At 68.0% G+C, this 18757-nt stretch carries 12 protein-coding genes and 5 pseudogenes; 11 read left to right on the plus strand and 6 right to left on the minus strand.

All coding sequences use genetic code 11. The features are described 5' to 3' along the window. Nucleotides 1–70: 70 nt before the first annotated feature. Nucleotides 71–1051: a mitochondrial fission ELM1 family protein gene (locus G4Q83_RS15240; protein WP_128419417.1), complete on the plus strand. Its 981-nt coding sequence runs from the start codon at nt 71–73 to the stop codon at nt 1049–1051. A 99-nt stretch (nt 1052–1150) separates the two neighbouring features. On the opposite strand, the gene G4Q83_RS15245 is transcribed toward G4Q83_RS15240, so the two are convergent. After that, nucleotides 1151–3031, minus strand: coding sequence for a S53 family peptidase (locus G4Q83_RS15245; RefSeq protein WP_128419418.1), 1881 nt, complete (start codon nt 3029–3031; stop codon nt 1151–1153). 304 nt (nt 3032–3335) lie between these two features. On the opposite strand from G4Q83_RS15245, the gene G4Q83_RS15250 reads away from it, so the two are divergent. From G4Q83_RS15250 to G4Q83_RS15260, 3 genes are all read left to right on the plus strand, one after another. After that, nucleotides 3336–3491: a hypothetical protein gene (locus G4Q83_RS15250; RefSeq protein WP_158254979.1), complete on the plus strand. Its 156-nt coding sequence runs from the start codon at nt 3336–3338 to the stop codon at nt 3489–3491. 251 nt (nt 3492–3742) lie between these two features. Next, nucleotides 3743–6040 carry a TonB-dependent receptor gene (locus tag G4Q83_RS15255; protein ID WP_128419419.1) on the plus strand — a complete coding sequence of 766 codons (2298 nt, stop codon included), beginning with the start codon at nt 3743–3745 and terminating at the stop codon, nt 6038–6040. A 40-nt stretch (nt 6041–6080) separates the two neighbouring features. Next, entirely contained in the window at nt 6081–7190 is a 1110-nt protein-coding gene (locus G4Q83_RS15260) for a glycerophosphodiester phosphodiesterase (protein ID WP_170069136.1), read from the plus strand. Nucleotides 7191–7235: 45 nt separating this feature from the next. On the opposite strand, the gene G4Q83_RS24695 is transcribed toward G4Q83_RS15260, so the two are convergent. From G4Q83_RS24695 to G4Q83_RS15270, 3 genes and pseudogenes are all read right to left on the minus strand, one after another. Then, nucleotides 7236–7418 carry a hypothetical protein gene (locus G4Q83_RS24695; RefSeq protein WP_425509778.1) on the minus strand — a complete coding sequence of 61 codons (183 nt, stop codon included), beginning with the start codon at nt 7416–7418 and terminating at the stop codon, nt 7236–7238. Between the two features lie 9 nt (nt 7419–7427). After that, nucleotides 7428–7592, minus strand: a pseudogene (locus G4Q83_RS24700) (hypothetical protein); the annotation flags it as partial. Nucleotides 7593–7863: 271 nt separating this feature from the next. Next, nucleotides 7864–8076: pseudogene (locus G4Q83_RS15270) on the minus strand (hypothetical protein); the annotation flags it as partial. Between the two features lie 18 nt (nt 8077–8094). Here G4Q83_RS15270 and G4Q83_RS15275 point away from each other — a divergent pair. After that, a pseudogene (locus tag G4Q83_RS15275) lies at nt 8095–8268 on the plus strand (IS5/IS1182 family transposase); the annotation flags it as partial. A 22-nt stretch (nt 8269–8290) separates the two neighbouring features. Here the strand turns inward: G4Q83_RS15275 and G4Q83_RS15280 are convergent. Further along, nucleotides 8291–9446 (minus strand): annotated as a pseudogene (locus G4Q83_RS15280) (IS3 family transposase). Nucleotides 9447–9514: 68 nt separating this feature from the next. Next, the gene (gene glnE, locus G4Q83_RS15285) at nt 9515–12346 is read right to left on the minus strand and encodes a bifunctional [glutamate--ammonia ligase]-adenylyl-L-tyrosine phosphorylase/[glutamate--ammonia-ligase] adenylyltransferase (RefSeq protein WP_128421908.1); all 2832 of its coding nucleotides are present in this window, start codon (nt 12344–12346) and stop codon (nt 9515–9517) included. A gap of 430 nt (nt 12347–12776) precedes the next feature. Here glnE and G4Q83_RS15290 point away from each other — a divergent pair. The 6 genes and pseudogenes from G4Q83_RS15290 (at nt 12777) to G4Q83_RS15315 (ending at nt 18729) form a co-directional block, all read left to right on the plus strand. Beyond that, nucleotides 12777–13529, plus strand: a pseudogene (locus G4Q83_RS15290) (IS5 family transposase). Between the two features lie 318 nt (nt 13530–13847). Next, complete coding sequence (locus G4Q83_RS15295) at nt 13848–15446, plus strand: ShlB/FhaC/HecB family hemolysin secretion/activation protein (protein ID WP_246432114.1); 1599 nt, start codon at nt 13848–13850, stop codon at nt 15444–15446. 28 nt (nt 15447–15474) lie between these two features. Beyond that, nucleotides 15475–15816, plus strand: a complete 342-nt coding sequence (locus G4Q83_RS15300; protein WP_128420976.1) for a hypothetical protein — start codon at nt 15475–15477, stop codon at nt 15814–15816. 68 nt (nt 15817–15884) lie between these two features. Beyond that, entirely contained in the window at nt 15885–17645 is a 1761-nt protein-coding gene (locus G4Q83_RS15305) for a DUF2341 domain-containing protein (RefSeq protein WP_211288323.1), read from the plus strand. Between the two features lie 4 nt (nt 17646–17649). Continuing rightward, on the plus strand, nt 17650–18054 hold the full coding sequence (locus G4Q83_RS15310; RefSeq protein WP_128420974.1) for an ExbD/TolR family protein: 405 nt from the start codon (nt 17650–17652) through the stop codon (nt 18052–18054). Between the two features lie 9 nt (nt 18055–18063). Next, nucleotides 18064–18729 carry a TonB family protein gene (locus G4Q83_RS15315; RefSeq protein WP_128420973.1) on the plus strand — a complete coding sequence of 222 codons (666 nt, stop codon included), beginning with the start codon at nt 18064–18066 and terminating at the stop codon, nt 18727–18729. The last annotated feature ends 28 nt before the right edge of the window (nt 18730–18757 follow it).

Genomic DNA, 18757 nt, shown 5'->3' on the forward strand with positions numbered 1-18757 from the left:
CAAGGCGGCCAGTGTAGAGTGGCACGATAGCCGCAACACCCAGCCGCGATGCAACGGATTACTACCAAACGTGAAACGATCGGGCGCGCCCTGGGCGATTAGCGACGGCTGCGCCGGCAACGCACGCCAGGCGGACGCGCTCGCCGCGGCGCTGTCCGGACCGGCGACGCGTCCCGCACAGGCACTGGTGCTGCAACCGCATCCGCCCTGGCGCTGGCTGGCGCCGCGGCGCTTGCCCGGCGCGGCGCACGGCTATGGTCCGGACCTGGCCGACTTGCTGCGGCAACCGCCGGCGCTGGCGATCGGTTGCGGCCGGCAGGCGGCGCTGGCGACACGGTTGCTGCGCGCGCGCGGCAGCACCGTGGTGCAGGTGCTGGATCCGCGCCTGCCGCCACGGCACTGGGACCTGGTGGTGGTGCCCGAGCACGATCGGCTGCGCGGCGACAACGTGCTCACCCTGCTCGGCAGCCTGCACCCGATCGACGACGCGTGGCTGGCCGCTGCGCGCGCCGCGTTCGCGCCGTTCGGCGCGCTGCCGTCGCCGCGCACCGCGCTGCTGGTCGGCGGCCCCGCCGCGCTGGCGCCATGGACCACCGAGGCGGCGGCGGCGACGCTCCGGCACCTGGCGGCGCAGCTGCGCGAGCAAGGCGGCAGCGTGCTCGCCAGCACCTCGCGACGGACCCCGCCGGCAGTGGCCCATGCCCTGCGCCATGCATTCGCCGGCGTGCCGGGCATGGTCTGGTGCGGCGAACACGACGGCCCGAATCCCTACGCCGGCCTGCTCGGCTGGGCCGAGCGCATCGTGTGCACGCCCGATTCGGTGAACCTGTTGTCGGAAGCCTGCGCCACGCGGGCGCCAGTGGCCGTGGCGATGCCGGCGTCGGCGCGCGGCCGCGCACGCGACTTCCACGCGGCACTGCACGCACGCGGACGCCTCGGCGATGTCCCGGCCATGCATGGCGTCGCCAGCGGCGAGATCGCGCCGCTGCGCGAAACCGCGCGGATCGCCGCGCACATCCGCGAGCGCCTGCAACTGGACGCCATCGACTGAGGCAACGCGGCCTGCAGGCCGCGCGTACGCAAACACAGCGGAGCGGCAGGCGTGTCGGCAATGACCTGCCTGCCGCCCCGTGGTTGCGTTGCGCCCAAGTCACGGATTGCTGGGCGAGCCCGGCACGCCGGCCGGGGCGGCATCCAATGCATCGATCAGCGCGCGCACGACGGGCGTGCCGAGACCGACCGTGTAGTTGTACTTGCCCTTGAGCGGCACGTCGTTGCCGAGCACGCCGTTGTAGCCGGGGATATCGCGATGGAATGCCTGCGGATAACTCGCCGCCAGCCGGTACAGGTAGTCGTTGAGATTGCCCTGGCGCCCATGCTTCTCCACCAGTAGTGCGGCCACGCCTGCAAACTCGGGCGTTGCAACGCTGGTGCCGATCATCGAATAGAACCTACCCTTGTAAACCGATAACACCGAGCTGGCATACGGCGCCCTGCCTTCCCGGCAAGGCTGTTTTGCGGTGTTCCCGGGACAACCGCCGACTAGCATGCCGACATCGGGCAATGCACGCATCGACTGGCGGGTGCCGCCCAGCGCGCGCAGTTGATAGGCCGGACGCTGGAAGAAGGTGCTCACTCCGCCACCGGCACCCCAATAGCCACCGGCCAGCAGCGCGCCCACGCCGTAGTAGTCCTTGGTCAGCAACGGATCAGCATAGGCGCTCTCGGAGCGGTAGCTGGAATCCAGCGATCCCTTCTTGTAGTCGGTGGACAGGTTGCCGCCGCCGACCGCGGTCACATGCGCATTGGCTGCAGGATGCTCGACGCCGACAACGTAGTTGCCGTCTTTGCCGTCGACCGCATATTGCGTTTCCGGACAGGCGAGCCCGGCGTTGTCGCCGCTCGAGGCGATGAAGGTAATGCCTTGCGCGTTGCCCTGCTTGAAGATCGCATCGGCGGTGCGGAAGTTCGGGGTCAGATCCTTGCCGTCGTTGTAGGCCTTGGTGTAGAACAACTCGCAGAGGCCGAGCGAGGAGCTGACCACGTCCGCCTCGTTGTCCTGGACGATCTGCCGGTAGCCCGCAACGACCGATTCATGGGAGAGGTCGGGGATCACGTACAGCAGGACATGCGCGCCCGGTGCGCTGCCCAGCGCCATCTGCACGTCGAGCGCCGCTTCGCTTCCCGCCCGGCCCGTGTCGTTGATCCCCGGCTTAGCGCCGGCCACATAACGGCGTGCGTACAGTTTCGGATTGACGTGGCCGGCGGCATAGCGGCTGAATTTCTCTTCATTGAACATCGCATCCACGTCCGAATCCAGCACGTCGCTGGAGATCAGGATCGCGATCGTCGTACCGGTCCCATCGAGGCGGCGCTGCTGGCCGGGCGGGCCGATCATGCTCTGGTAGGACGGATAGCCGTAGGCCTGCTTGAGATCGTTGTACGCATAGACGCCGTCGCGTCCATTGCGATTGTCCGGATCGAACTGCCGCAGCCTCTGCGAATGCACATGGTAGAGCGGCAATCCGCTGGTCAGGCCGGTGACCACGGCGCCGCTTTCGCGCAACGCCGCCGGCAACTGCAACGTGCCGGCGGCGGCGAGCTTGGCATGCCCGCCTTCGGGCAGGTCCACCGCCAATGGCGTGGAGAACAGGCGTTCGACGTTGTCGGCGCTGGCGCTCGCGTGCAGGGTCGCGCCTTGCTGGGCAACCGACATGTGCGCGGCCTGCAAGGCCGAGCGCACGCGTTCGACCTGGGCAGGCAACGGCGCGAAGCGGCGCTCGAACTCGGCGCTCGACAGCCAATGATGGTACTGCGGGGACAACGGATCCTGTATGTCCGCCAGCAACGCCTCCAAGTCGACTTCGTCGCGCAACGGCAGGTGCACGTCGAAGGTGACGGGCGCGGCGCGCAACGTGGCGGACATGGCGGCGAGCGTGGCGTCCTGCACGGCATGGGCACTGCCGAACACGAGCATGCCCCCGGACAACACAGCGGCCAGCAACGGCCGGCGGCGAATACGATCGATCATGGCGTCTTTCTCTCCTTGGGGTCGGACGATATGGCGCCACCTACATAGCAGTTGCAAGCGGCGTTGCATGGGCAGGAAAAACGCGCAGCGATCACTGCGCGTCAACAGGAACTCGCGACAACTACTGAACTGGAACGGCCACAGCGGGCGCACGCAAGCGCAATGAAGGCTCTCCTTCGCAATCCGGGCGTCCACCGGACAGGCTAGCGGCGACGCCATGCGGTCATTCAATAGCGGTCATTCGATACATGTCTCGACAACGTCACGAGCGAAAACCAGATGATGAAGAGCGATGCAATGATTCATGAAAATCCCCATCGAAACTTTGACGCCATACCGTATTTTCGATTCTGAAAAGAAATCCATCGACAATGTTTCATGGCCGCAGCCCACGCCCATGTACACTTATATGAAAAATGTGACGTATATGCGTTTTTATGCTGGAAAACATGATGCATGAGAAGGTTCGTTCTTTAACGATCGATATTCTTGTTTTGCATCCATTTATTTTCATCGAAGCACCAAAGCGCGCACTCGTGCACAGTGATCGCAGCCACTCGCGCCACAGGCCGCACCAGACCGGCCGATGCCGGCTCGACAAATGTGTCGCCTGCGTCCGTATTGCATAACAAACGCAACACGCATGACCCGATTCTGAAATCTCGCTGTCGCATCGTCGTCGGACCTCCTTAGCAGCCAATCCCCCCGCGCATGCCTACCCATCACTTGCTGAGCGCGGCGATCCTCGCCGCGTTGCTGTCGCCGCCGGCGGCGCGCGCGGCGGACGCGCCGGTCGACGGCGCAGCGACCGACGCCCGCCAACTCGATACGGTCTCGGTGATCGGCCAGGGCGAAACCCGCCAGGTGCAGCGCATCACCCGCCAGGACGTGGCGGTGCTGCCGCCGGGCACCAGCATCCAGAAGCTGCTCAACCGCATTCCCGGCGTCAACGTGCAGTCCAACGACGCGTTCGGCGCCAACGAGGAATCGCAGACGGTGAGCCTGCGCGGCTTCAACGGCACGCGCCTGGGCTATACGCTGGACGGCCTGCCGCTGGGCGACAACGCCTACGGCAACTACAACGGGCTGAACATCAGCCGTGCGCTGATCGCCGAGAACTTCGGCGGGGTGGAGCTGGCTTCGGGCATCGGCAACCTGGGCACCGCCTCCACCAGCAACCTCGGCGGCACCGCGCAGTATTTCTCGGACGATCCGTCCACCGAGACCGGCGTGCGCCTGGCGCAGACCGTCGGCTCGGACCAGAACCGCCGCACCTACCTGCGCCTGGACAGCGGCGAGCACAACGGTTTCTCGGCGTACCTGTCCGGGATCTATGCCAGTGCCGACATGTGGGCCAAACCGGAATCGCCGACCCACACCGCGCAGTTCAACGGCAAGGGCGTGTACCAGTTCGACGGCGGCAAGATCACCGCCTTCGTCGATACCTCGCGCACCTCGCAGGCCGACTACGCCTACCTGTCCAAGAGCGGCCTGCACCGCGGCCTGGGCTGGGACTGGAACCTGTACGCGCCGGACTGGCAGCGCGCGCTGGCCGCCGCCTACTGCGCGCCGGCCACCCGCGATGCCAGTCGCTGCGGCTACAGCGGCGGCGTGGACAACATCGACGACGCGTACTACCAGAGCCGCGCGCTGCGCAACGACGAGCTGTACTACCTGGCCGGCGACTTCCAGCCCTCCGACGCGGTGAGCGTGCACACCCAGGTCTACCACCACCAGAACGAAGGCCAGGGCCACTGGTGGTCGCCGGGCCAGGCCTCGAACCCGGGCACGCCGCAGGCGCTGCCGATCTCGATCCGCAGCACCAACTACACCATCAACCGCACCGGCGGTATCGCCTCGCTGGGCTGGGACCTGGGGCCGCACCACCTGGAAGCCGGCGTGTGGTACGAGCGCAACAAGCACCACGTGGAGCGCAACTTCTACTGGATCGACGGCCCGATCGACGACGACCTGTTCCTCAGCGGCCCGGACCGCCGGCTGTTCTCGCAGGACTACGTGATCACCACCAAGCAGGCCTACCTGCAGGGCACCTTCAAGCTGCTCGACGAGCGCCTGACCCTGGACGTGGGCGCGAAGAGCCCGCACACCACGATGACCGCGCGCGAGACGCCGGGGCTCGCGGTGGAGTCGCCGGTCGCCAACGGCACGCTGAAGGCCGGCGAAGCGCTGCTGCCGCAGGCCGGGGTGAGCTATCGCCTGGCCGAAGGCCAGGAAGTGTTCGCGTCCTATGCCGAGAACATCGCCGCGTTCCAGGGCGGCGGCGCCGGCGGCCCGCTGCTGGTGACCCAGGCCTCGTTCGACGCCAGCGTCGGCGCGCTGGAGCCGGAGAAGTCGAAGACCTTCGAGGCCGGCTACCGGCTGGTGCGCGACCAGTTCGAGGCCTCGCTGGTCGGCTACGACGTCAGCTTCGACAACCGCCTGCTCTCGCTCAACCCCTGCCCGAGCATCCAGCAGGGCACCACGCCGGCGTGCACCACGCGCTTCTTCAACGTCGGCTCGGTCAGCAGCCGCGGCGGCGAGCTGACCTTCATCTGGAAGCCGAGCGCACACCTGCAGTGGTACAACTCGGCCTCGATCAACCGCTCCACCTACGACGACGACTACGTGCAGAACGGCGTGACCATCCCCACCGCCGGCAAGTCCACGGTGGACACGCCCAAGCGCATGTTCACCAGCGAGATCAGCTGGCACTACAACGGCTGGAACGCGAACCTGCGCGGCAAGTACACCGGCCAGCGCTATTACACCTACACCAACGACCAGGGCTTCGGCGGCTATACCGCGTTCGACGCCGGCACCGGCTACGATTTCGGCGCGGTGTCGTTCCTGCAGGACCTGACGCTGTCGCTCAACGTGACCAACCTCACCGACAAGCGCTACGCCTCCAACCTCACCGCGTTCAGCAACAGCGATCCGAACGGGCGTTCGCTGGCGTTCCATGCCAGCGCGCCGCGGCAGGTGTTCCTGACGCTGGACGCACGCTTCTGAACGCGCGCATTCTGCCCCACCTCGCCACCGAGCGCATGCGATGATGAAGCCGATGATCTGGCTGCTGGGGTGTTCGATGGCGCTGTCGTCGCTGACCGCCGCGGCCGAGGCCGCGGCACCGGGTACGGGCAAGCCGCTGGTGATCGGCCACCGCGGCGCCAGCGCGCTGCGCCCCGAGCACACGCTGGCCTCCTATGCCAAGGCCATCGCCGACGGCGCCGACTACATCGAACCGGACCTGGTTTCGAGCAGGGACGGCGCGCTGGTGGCGCGCCACGAGAACGAGATCGGCGCCACCACCGACGTGGCCGCGCATCCGGAATTCGCCGCGCGCAAGACGGTCAAGCAGATCGACGGGCAGCGCGTGGAGGGCTGGTTCACCGAGGATTTCACCCTGGCCGAACTGAAGACGCTGCGCGCGCGCGAGCGCCTGCCGCACCTGCGCGGCACCGCCTTCGACGGCCAGTTCCAGTTGCTCACCTTCGACGAGATCATCGATTTCGCCGCGGCCGCGTCGGCCACGCGCGGGCGTCCAATCGGGCTGATCCCGGAGATCAAGCACGGCACCTATTTCCAGTCGCTGGGCCTGGCGATGGAGGACAAGGTGCTGGCCACGCTGGACGCGCATGCGTACACGCGCAGCGCGCCGGTGGTGGTGCAGTCGTTCGAGATCGGCAACCTGAAATATCTGCACCGCAAGCTCGGCGACAGCCATCCAAACGTGCGCCTGGTGCAGTTGTTGGGCGATCCGAAGGAGCGCCCGGGCGACCAGTTGCGCGATGGTCCCACGTACGCGCAGATGGGCAGCGCGCAAGGCCTGCGCGCCATCGCCAATTATGCGCAACTGGTCAGCCCGGGCCTGCGCACCATCGTCCCGGTCGGTGCCGACGGCGCACTGGCAGCACCTACCTCCTTCGTCGCCGATGCGCATGCGGCCGGGCTGCTGGTGGTGCCGTACACGTTCCGCCCTGAGAATTACTTCCTGCCCAAGCAACTGCAGGACGCCCGCGGTCCAACGGCGGTGAATGCCGATGGCAGCATCGCCGAGATGCGCGCGTTCCTGGCCGCGGGCGTGGATGGCTTCTTCACCGACGCCCCGGCGGTCGGGCGTGCCGCCGTGGATGGGAGGGCGGTGTCGGACGAGCGCTGAAGAGCGTTCTCCAGAGCTAGCTACCAATGCCGTGGGAGTCAACTGTCATGCAGAAGCGAGCGCAGGAGGGTCGTAAGGAGCCTGATCGCGCGCGATGGCCTTGAGCCAGCGCAGGTATTTGTGCATGCACGCGACGATGGCGACCTTGGCAGGCTTGCCGGCGGCAATCAGGCGCGCATAGGTGTGGGACAGCGGGGAGCCGGCGCGGATCCAGGCCCAGGTGGCCATGGACAACACCTGGCGCACGTCGGGGCGCCCGCCCTGGATGCGGCGTTGGCCGCGCCAGCGGCCGCTGGCGCGATTGAACGGGGCCAGCCCGACCAGGAGCGGCGATCTTGCGCAGGTGTACGGTGCCCAGTTCGGGAAGCCGGGCCGCCAGGGTGGCGCGCACGATCGGGCCAAGCCCGGGTACCTTGGGTAGGCTGGAACACGCCGCTCCTGCCTGTGCGATCTGTCCGGACACTTCGCGGATGCGCTGTTGCAGCAGCGCGATCGCCTCGACCCACTGGCCGCGCACGGCCTGGCAGGTGACCTGTGCCAGGCAGCGGCGCTGTGCATCGCGCTGGGCGAGCAGGGTGCGGGCAAGTGAAGCCCTTCGCGCCGCGCCTGCAACGGCGCAGGGAGCACGGCGGCGGGCGGGGCGTGGATGCACTGGGATGCACTGGGCCGCCACGGCCAGGCGTTCCCAGTCGCGACCCTCGCGCTGGAAGCAGTGATCCATGCCGGCGAACGACAGCGCCACCCGCCCGGCGCTGCCGAACGGGCGCAGGCGCAGGTCCACGCGATGCGAGAAGCCGTCGGCGGTGGTCTCGTCCAGCAACCGCGTCAGGCGCTGGCCGAGGCGGGCGACATATTCTTCGGCGGCGAGTGGACGCGCGCCAATGGAACAGGCAGGCGTGCAGGTGTTATCCCCTCCAATCCCACGCGCAAGGTCCTGCGCCACTACGACCGCCACCTTTACAAAGCGCGCCAACTGATCGAGCACTTCTTTGCCAAACTCAAGCAATACCACGCCATCGCCACCCGCTATGACGATACGGCATGCGCGTTCCTGGGCGCGCTTCACTGGATCGCCTCGGTTATCTTGCTTAATAAGGGTTCTACCCCGAAATCACGGCCGGTTGTGAAAGGGTGGAAAACTTCAAATCCTCTCTGTCAATCCTTCGCCGCATCCTTGGGTTGTGGCGCCGCTCGATGTATTGGAACACATCGGCTCTTGCCGCATCGAGTGTCGGATAGGTCATGCGGTAGATCCGTTCGCGCTTGAGCAGGCCAAAGAAGCCCTCGCATGCGGCGTTGTCTGCGCAGTGACCCACGGCGCTCATCGAGCACACCAGGGTGTTGGTCAGCAAATACGTCTGATAGTCACCGCTTCGAAACTGACTGCCTCTATCCGAATGCAAGATCACCGGTTCGTCGCCCTGTCGCTGCCATACAGCCGTCTGCACGGCCCGGATCACCATCTGCCGATCTTGCCGATGATGCATGGACCAGCCCACCACCCGATGGTCGAACAGGTCCAAGACAACGCATAGATAGAGCTTGCCTTCCCCGGTCTTGATCTCGGTGATGTCGGTGACCCATTTGCTATCCGGCTCCAGAGCGGTGAAGTCCCGTTCCAGCCGGTTGCGCACGCCCGGCGGAGTGAGTGCCGGCCGGGCTCGCATCCCCCGACGCTTCGGGCGGGCCAACCTTGCAAGCCATCAACGGCCATCAACCGAGCCACACGGTTCAAGCCGACCCGCTGGCCTTCATCGGCCAGGTCTTCGTGCATTCGACCAGCACCTAGCGTGCACCGGCTATCCTCGTGCAGTTCACGGATGCGGCATGATAGGCGCTCGTTCTCGCGCTGGCGGGCACTCGGCAAGCGCCGGCTCCAACCGTAATAACCACTGGCCGACACCCGCAGGCAACGGCACATCAGCCGGATCGGAAACGCATGGCGGCAACGTTCGATCACCTGATACCTCAGGATGATCCCTTGGCAAAGAACGTCGCCGCTTCGCGCAAAAAATCCCGTTCCTTCTTCACCCGCGCCAGTTCACGCTTCAGACGCACCAGCTCCTCATCGCGTGGTGTGCCCGCGCCAGCAAAGGCACCGTTGCCTCGGCTTGTGGCCTCACGCTTCCAGCGGGTCAACAGGTTGTCACGGATACCCAGCTCCCGAGCCACCTGTGCACAACTGACGCCCGGCTGGCTAGCTTGTTCAAGCGCACCACGCTTGAACTCCACACTGAACTTTCTTCGCTTCGACATGAACACTCCTCATCGGCCGCATCGGCCTTCTCGTCAGTGTCCGTGATAACGGGGTAGAACCCGCGCCACTAGGTGCGATCGATCCTGCTGGCGGGAAAGTCCAGACCGCGCGCGCGAATGGCCTCGGTGATCGCGGCGCGCGCCTGGACGATGGCCGCGGTGGGAACGACCAGGCGGGGACGCCGGTCGAGCGTGCAGGCCAGGCCGGCGTCCACCAGCATGGCATGGGCGCTGTGCAACCGCTGCGCCATGTCCGCGCCCAGCCAGCCGCTCGCCGCCAGCGCGTCGATCAGCGCGGGCGTATCGCGCGGCATGGTCAACTCCGGGTGCTGCGCGGCGCCGAGCAGCACACCGGCCTGCAGCAGGAATTCCAGATCGACCAGGCCGCCGGCGCCCTGCTTCAGATCGAAGCGCGCGGCATCGCCGCGGTCCAGTTCGGCGCGCATGCGCGCGCGCATCTTCAGCACGTCCTCGCGCAATTGCGACGCGTCGCGCGGGCGCGCCAGGGTCTGTGCCCGCACCCGCTCGAAGCGCTGCAGCAGGTCGGCATCGCCGGCCACGCCACGCGCGCGCACCAGTGCCTGGTGCTCCCAGGTCCAGGCGCGCTCGCGCTGGTATTCCGTATAATTGGCCAGCGACGACACCAGCGCGCCCTTGCCGCCGTCCGGGCGCAGGCGCACGTCGATGTCGTACAGGCGGCCGGCGCCGGTGACCGCGCCGAGCAGGGCGATCACCTTCTGCGCCAGCCGCGCGAACCAGCGCCCGCTCTCCAGCGGCCGCGGCCCGGCGGAGGCCTCCACGCCGGCGGCATGGTCGTACAGGAATACCAGGTCCAGGTCCGAGCCGATGCCCAGTTCGATGCCGCCGAGGCTGCCGTAGCCGATGATCGCAAAGCGCCCGCCGGGCACTTCGCCATGGGCCGCGACCAGGTCGGCGCGGGCCAGACGCAGCACCGTGAGCACCACGCCTTCGGCCAGTTCTGCAAGTTGGCGGGCGCTGTCGACCGCCGGCTGGCGCCGGTCCAGTGCGGCCAATGCGATGCGGAAGCTCAGCGCCTGGCGCGCTTCGTTGAGTCCGCGCAGTGCGGCTTCCGGATCGTCGCCAGCCGCGGCGACCGCGCCGTCGCACAGCCGCCGCATCGCCGCCTGATCCGGCATCGGCCCGGCGACGCGGCTGTCGAGCAGTTCGTCGAGCAGCAGCGGATGCGCGGCCAGGCGTTCGGACAGGAACGCGCTGCGCGCCAGCACCTCGACCAGCCGCGCCAGCGCGCTGGGCTGTTCGTCGAGCAAGGCCAGGTAGCTGGCGCGGCGCAGGATCGCCTGCAGCAGGCCGAGCACGCGGTGCAACGCGGCATCGGCCTGCGGCGAGCGCGCCGCGGCGTGCAGCAGCGCCGGCAGCACCCGGTCCAAGCGCGCGCGCGCCGCGTCCGACAGCGCACGCACGCCCAGCGACTGCACGAAACCGCGCAGCGCCTGGTCGGCGCCGTCGGCATCGGCGAATCCGGCCGCGGCCAACACCGGCGCGCCGGCTTCGTCGGGCAGGCCGCGCCAGTAACTGGCCAGCGCATCCGGCGCCACCGTCTGCACCCGCGGCGCCAGCAACTCGGCGAATTCGGCGGCGACGCGGTCGCGCTGCGCCTGCAACGCGGCATGCAACTGCGTCCAGTCGGCATAGCCCAGGCCGAACGCGATGCGCGCGCGGTCCAGCGGATGTTCGGGCAGCGCATGGGTCTGCGCATCGCGCAGCATTTGCAGGCGGTTCTCGACGCGGCGCAGGAAACGGTAGGCATGGGCCAGCGCCACGCCGTCGGCGGCCGCGACCTGGCCGCCGGCGACCAGCGCCTGCAGCGCCGGCAGCAAGCGGCGCTCGCGCAGCGCCGCTTCGCGGCCGCCGCGGATCAGCTGCAGCGACTGCACCAGGAACTCGATCTCGCGGATGCCGCCGGGGCCGCGCTTGATGTCGTCCAGACGATCGTGGCGCGCGACTTCGGCGCTGATCGCCGCCTTCATCGCGCGCAGGCCGTCGAGCGCAGTGAAGTCGAGATAGCGCCGGTACACGAACGGGCGCAGCGTCTGCAGCCAATCCTCGCCGGCGGCGATGTCGCCGGCCACCGCGCGCGCCTTCAGCCACGCATAGCGTTCCCAGTCGCGGCCCTCGCGCTGGAAGTAGTGATCCATGCCGGCGAACGACAGCGCCACCCGCCCGGCGCTGCCGAACGGGCGCAGGCGCAGGTCCACGCGATGCGAGAAGCCGTCGGCGGTGGTCTCGTCCAGCAACCGCGCCAGGCGCTGGCCGAGGCGAGCGACATATTCTTCGGCGGCGAGTGGGCGCGCGCCATCGGACTCGCCGCCCTGCGGATAGGCGTAGACCAGGTCCACGTCCGAGGAGAAGTTCAGTTCGCCGCCGCCAAGCTTGCCCAGGCCGAACACCACCAGCCGCTGCACGCTGCCGTCGGCGCCGCGGACCACGCCGTGGCGCGTGGCGAACTCGCCTTCCAGCGCCTGCAGCGCCACGCCGAGGCAGGTCTCGGCCAGCTGCGTGCTGCCGGCCAGTGTCGCATCGACATCGTCCAGGCCCAGTACGTCGCGCCACACGAGTCGTGCCGAGGCGGCCGCGCGATAGCGGCGCAGTTGCGCCGGCCACGCCGCCGGCTGCACCGGATCCAGCGACGGCGGCGGCAGCGGCAACGGATCGGGGCGCGCCAGGTGCACGAGCAGGGCCGGCTGCCGGCACAGGGTGTCGAGCAGAAAATCGCTGGCCAGTAGCGCGCGGCACAGGTCCGCCTCGATATCCGGCCGGACTGGCCAAGGCTGCGCGCCCAGACTGTGGCGCAAACGCGCCAGACTGCGTTCGAGCACGGGCTGCAGAGCATCGGGGACGAGCAGGGAGGGCGCGGGCATCGGCCGATTCTGGCATCCCGGCCGCCGTGCAGACAGGGACAGGCCGCGCGGCGGCCCGCGCGCGCGGGGTGCCGGCGGCCTGCGGAAATCCCCGGCGTGGCGACGGCTGGCGATCGACAGGCAAAAAGGCGCCTCTCCCAACTGAGGGAGAGAGGCGCACGGCCGACCGTCGGATCGGAATTGTCGTTGTCCAGGGCTTGCCATCGATAGGGAACGATGGATTCATCGTCGGCTCTCGTTCGCTCACAGGCTGCGATCACGCTGAAACTCCGTGCTCATCGGGACCCGCTATGGCAAGTCCGCATGCCCGTTCCTCGGCGCGATGCACTGTATCGCCTTGGTCATCCGCTTAACTGACGACACGCCTAGGCGTGTCATCAATTGCGCTGAAGGGGGGATACCTGTCGCCCCCTTCCTGCCTTGCCCCGTCATGGCACGCCGCTACGCCCTGCGAGATGATCGATGGGATCGCATCCGCGATCTGCTCCCCGGCCGAGCCGGCCATCTCGGTGTGACCGCCAAGGACAACCGGCTGTTGGTCGAGGCCGTCCTCTACCGCTACCGGGCCGCTACTCCCTGGCCAGATCTGCCTGAGCGCGTTGGCGATTTCCGCGTGATCCACCTGTGCCATAGCCGCTGGAGCCGATCTGGCCTCTGGCAACGGGTGTTCCAGGTCTTGTCAGAGGATGCGGACAAAACGAGTACGCGATGATCGACAGCACCATTGTCCGGGCGCATCAGCACAGCGCCGGGGCAAAAGGGGGGCGCCGCAGGCCAGCGGACGCAGCCGCGGCGGACCGAGCAGCCAGATCCACGCCGTGGTCGATGCACTGGGCAATCCGCTGGCCTTTCATCTCACCGCGGGCCAGGCTTCGGATCTGGAAGGTGCAGATGCTTTGCCAGGATGGTCGGTCGGGGCCTTGCTCGCCGACCGAGCCTACGACGCCAGGGCTCGGATCATTGAGCCCATGCAGCGACAGGGGACGCAGATCGCGATCCCCTCCCATCCCACGCGCAAAGTGCAGCGCGGCTGCGACCGGGCGATGTACAAGGATCGACTCCGAACGGGAACTTCTTTGCCAAACTCAAGCAGTACCGGGCCATTGCCACCCGCTACGACAAGACCGCCTGCAACTTCCTCGGAGCGATCTATTGGATCGCCTCAGCCATCCTGCTCAATTGACGACGGACCCTAGCGCCGCGGAACGGACGATTTAGTAGACAAATATCGCCGCAACCAACTGCGCACTTGATCGTTCATCTCAAATAAATCAGTGATCCATCACAGAATTTCGGGCGATACACGGTGCGCAACGCACTTATCTCGTATTCATATTCCACTGGCCGCCTGTTCGCGCTGATTGCGGCAAGAATCTTACCTGCACCGTCATAAAAGCGTTCGCGAACGGTCATTCATCCCTTCTACGGTTCTCCCCGCGTTGAAGCGGTCTTTGAATTGAGCGGGCATCGCGCCGCGCGCCGAGGTCAGGGGATTTTTCAGATGGAAGTGCGACTCTTCGCAGCGTTCGGCATGGCCGTGTGCGGCGCACCGTACGCCTGCGCCGCGGACGCGCCGACGGCGCGTTTCGACGTGATGGCCTACCAGGTCGTCGGCAATACGCAGTTGAGCGCCGCGGAGATCGAGCGCGCGGTGTATCCATTCCTCGGCCCGCAACGCAGCGAGACCGATGTGGAAGCGGCGCGCGCCGCATTGCAGGCGCTGTACGCGGGCAAGGGCCTGGCCACGGTGTCGGTGACCATTCCGGAACAGAATGCCGGTGGCGGCCTGGTCACCCTGCAGGTGAGCGAACAGCGCATCGGCCGGCTGCGCGTCAACGGCGCCGACTATTTCTCTCCCGATGCGGTGGAGCGCGGTGCGCCGTCGTTGAAGGAAGGCACGGTGCCCAACTTCAAGGACGTGCAGCGCGACATCGTCGCCCTCAACCAGTTGCCCGACCGGCGGGTGACGCCGGACATCAAGCCCGGCGTCGGGCCGAACACGCTGGACGTCGACCTGAACGTGGACGACGACCTGCCCCTGCACGGTTCGCTGGAACTCAACAACCGCAACAGCGCCAACACCACCGACCTGCGCCTGAACGCCACGCTGCGTTACGACAATCTCTGGCAGCGCGGCCACAGCCTCAGCGTGTCGGCGCAGACCGCCCCGCAGCGACCTTCCGACGCAAAGGTACTTTCGGCTTCCTACATGGCGCGCCTGACCGACTCGCCCTGGTCGCTGCTCGCCTACGCGGTGCGCAGCGACAGCGACATCGCCGTGATCAGCGATTTCAACGTGGTCGGCAACGGCACCCTGGCCGGCATGCGCGCGATCCGGGCGCTGCCGGCGCGCAACGGGTTCTTTCACTCGCTGAGCCTGGGCCTGGACTACAAGCATTTCGAGGAAAGTTCGAATTTCGACTCCTCTCCGATCGAGTACTACCCGCTCAACCTGGCCTATAACGCGGATTGGACCGGCGAGCGCAGGCGCAGCAGCTTCGGCGCCACGCTGACGGTCAATTCCGGCGGACTCGGCCTGGGCGCAAATCGTTGCGGCAACAACCATTGCAACCCTTCGCAACCGGGCAGTTTCGACTACAAACGCTACAACGCGCGCCCGAATTTCGCTCATCTACGCCTGGAAGGCGCGCACACGCGCACGCTGGGCCGGGATTTCCAGTTGTTCGGCCGCGCGCAAACCCAGCTGTCCGCCGAGCCGCTGATCAGCAACGAGGAGATGAGCCTCGGCGGCCTGGACAGTGTGCGCGGCTATCACGAAAGCCAAGCGCTCGGCGATTACGGCGTGACGGCGCAGTTGGAGCTGCGCAGCCCCTCGTACGCCGAATGGTTCGGCGCGTCCACGCAGGAAGCGAGGGTACGCGCCTTCGTCGACGGCGGATATGTGCGCATCCATCAGCCGCTACCCGAACAGACGCCGAGCGAAACCTTGATCAGCGTCGGCGTCGGCGCGACCGCCCAGGTCTTCGATCACTTGAACGGCTCGATCGATCTCGCCGCACCGCAGTCGCGGCCTGGCGGCGACAACGCGCCAAGGCAAGACGATTTCAACGTGCTGTTCCGTTTATGGGGCGAGTTCTGAATCCGGCATCCATATCCGGAAGGCCTTCATGATGAAGACATCGATCATCCTCAACCCGTTCGTCGCGGCGATGCTCGGCATCGGTTCTTGGTCCTGCTCGGCGAACGATGCCGTCGCGGCCGACGACCAGATCGCGGCGCTGCAGCAGGCGTACCGCACGCAACGAAACGCCATGGCATCTCCGAGCTGGGGAGGGCGGAGACCGGTAGCGGCACGCGCATGGCGACGGTCTGCCCGATTCCAGGGGGCGCAGAAGCGGTCGGCCGCAACAGTGGCGGCGGGCCGCACCCCCGATCCCTTCACCTGCGGCTGCGCGACGCTGCACCGGCGCGACCGGGTCCATCCGCTTCAATTCATTCATCAATCATGACGAACGCAGGCATGCGTTCGCGCCGACGCTGGGGAGAAAGAAAGATGGCGGTTTATGGATTGCGCTTGATGCTGGCGGCCACGTTGCTGCTGTCGGCGCTCCCGGCTTCGGCCGCGACGTGGTGGGACGGCAAGTGGAACTACCGGGCCAAGCTCACCGTGGACACCACCTCCACCGGCGTCGGGCTGAGCCAGCCGTCCGGGCGCACCCAGGTGTTGGTGCGCCTGCATACCGGCAACTTCAACTTCGCCGACGCCAAGGCCGACGGCAGCGACGTGCGCTTCGTCGCCGGCGACGACCGCACGCCGCTGAAATACCATTTCGAGAAATACGATGGCCTGGTCGACCAGGTGGCGCTGGCCTGGGTCGACTTGCCCGACCTGCCGGCCAACGCGAGCACGCCGCTGTACGTCTACTTCGGCAATCCCGAAGCCAGCGGCGGCAGCGACGCCAAGGGCAGCTACGACGCCGATACCGTCGCGGTCTACCACTTCGCCAGCGCGCAGGCGGCCGGCGCCGACAGCACCGCCTACGCCAACAACGCCAGCGCGCCGCCGACCCTGGCCGACACCGCGCTGATCGGCGCCGGCCTGCGCCTGGACGGGCGCGCGCCGGTGACGGTGCCGGCCTCGACCTCGCTGACCTGGCCGGCGGCACAGCCGGCAACCGTGTCGCTGTGGGCCAAGCCGGCCAGCGCCGATGCCTCCGGCGTGCTGCTGGCGCTGCCCGGCGCGTTGACCCTGCGCCTGGAACAGGGCCGTGTGGTGGCCGAGGTCGGCGCGGCCGCGGCCAACGCGCAGATCGCCGCCAGCACCACGCTGCCGGCCGACGCCTGGGCGCATGTGGCGCTGCGCAGCGACGGCAAGACCGCGACCCTGTTCGTCAACGGCCGGCCCGCCGGCGACGGCGCCACGGCGTTGCCGGCCAGCGGCGGCGGCCTGCTGCTCGGCGGCGAACCCGGCACGGCGCGGCCGAACTTCATCGGCCTGCTCGACGAGGTCGAAGTGTCCAAGCGCGCGCGCGCGATCGGCGCGATCGAAGCGGCGGCGCGCAGCCAGGGCGTGGACGCGCGGCTGCTGCGCTTCGATCCGGTGGAGCAGCGCTCCGGCGACGCCGGCCACGGCCACTTCGGCATCCTGATCGCCGCGCTGACCCCGGATGCCTGGGCGGTGATCGGGATCCTGGCGGTGATGGCGCTGATCAGCTGGTGGGTGATGGTCGGGAAGGGGCTGTACCTCAACGCCACCGCCGGCGCCAACGCGCGCTTCCTCGACGCGTACCGCCAGCAGGTGGCCGCGCATCCGCTGCACGCGCCGCACTGGCAGCAGCTCGGCACCGCGGCCGGCGTGCGCTCCAACCTGGCGCGGCTGCTGCAGGTCGGCCAGCAGGAACTGCGCGAACGGCTGCAGGCCAGCGGAACCAACGTGGTGCGCACGCAATCGATCGCCGCGATCCGCTCGGCGCTGGACGCGGCCGCGGTGCGCGAAGGCCAGCGCATCCACAAGGGCATGGTGCTGCTGACCATCGCCATTTCCGGCGGCCCGTTCCTGGGCCTGCTCGGCACCGTGGTCGGGGTGATGATCACCTTCGCCGCGGTGGCCGCCGCCGGCGACGTCAACATCAACGCGATCGCGCCCGGCATCGCCGCCGCGCTGCTGGCCACGGTGGCCGGCCTGGCCGTCGCGATCCCCGCGCTGTTCGGCTACAACTACCTGCTCAGCCAGGCCGAAGCGATCTCGGCGGACATGCAGGTGTTCGTCGACGAACTGGAAAAGCGCATCGCCGAAGACTATGCCGGCGACGCGCCGGCGCGCGCGGGCGGAGGCTGAGCCGATGAAGGTCCAAGGCAAGAAGCCCTACGACGACATCAACATCACGCCGATGCTGGACCTGGCGTACGTGCTGCTGGTGATCTTCATCATCATGACCACCGCCGCGGTGCAGGGCATCAAGGTGGAACTGCCCAAGGCCAGCGCGGCCAAGCCGCTGTCCGAGCCCAAGACCAAGGTCATCGCGATCGACAACAACGGCCAGGTCAGCCTGGACGCGGTGCCGGTGAGCATGAGCGAACTGGAACAGCAGCTGCGCAACGCGCTGGCCGGCGATGCCGAGCTGCCGGTGATGCTGCGCGGCGACCGCAGCGTGCAGTACGAGAAGGTGATGGCGGTGCTGGACCTGTGCAGCCGGCTCGGCATCGCCTCGATCGGCCTGGCCACGCAGCGCCAGGCGGCCGGCTGAGTGGCCGCGATGGACACGCTGCAGTACACCGAGCCGCCGCGGCGCTGGCGCAAGCTTGGCGCCACGCTGCTGGCGCTGCTGGCGCTCGGCTGGCTGGCCACGCTGCTGCTGCGACCGTCGCAGCCGGGGCCGGCGCGCGCGCAGCCGCCGCGCATCACCCAGGTGATGCTGCCGCCCCCGCCCCCGCCGCCCAAGCCCGAGCCGGAATCGCCCAAGCCGCAGCAGCAGCCACGGCCGCTGCAGGCCGCCGAACCCACGCCGCAGCCGAAACCGGACGCCGAGCAGACCCCGCCCGGCGATCCGCTGACCGCGCCGGCCGGCCCCGGCGACAACGCCTTCGGCCTGCAGGCCGGCGACGGCGGCGGCACCATGATCGGCGGCAAGGGCGGCGGCGGCGGCCCGTTCGCCAGCTATGCGGCCAGCGTGCAGCGCGCGGTGCAGCAGTTGCTGCAGCGCGACGAACGCACCCGCAAGGGCCGCTACAGCGCCACCGTGGCGGTGTGGCTGAACCCGGACGGCAGCATCGGCCGCCTGCAGATCCTGAGCTCGGCCGGCAAGCCGGAACTGGACGCGGCGATCGTGCGTGCGCTGCAGGACCAGCCACTGCCGCAACCGCCGCCCGCTTCCCTTCCCCAACCCATCCAGTTGCGCATCGGCGCCCTGGCGCCGGGCTGACGCCGCGTCTCGCACCAAGGAACCCCAG

Source organism: Xanthomonas theicola, from assembly GCF_014236795.1.
GTDB classification, from domain to species: domain Bacteria; phylum Pseudomonadota; class Gammaproteobacteria; order Xanthomonadales; family Xanthomonadaceae; genus Xanthomonas_A; species Xanthomonas_A theicola.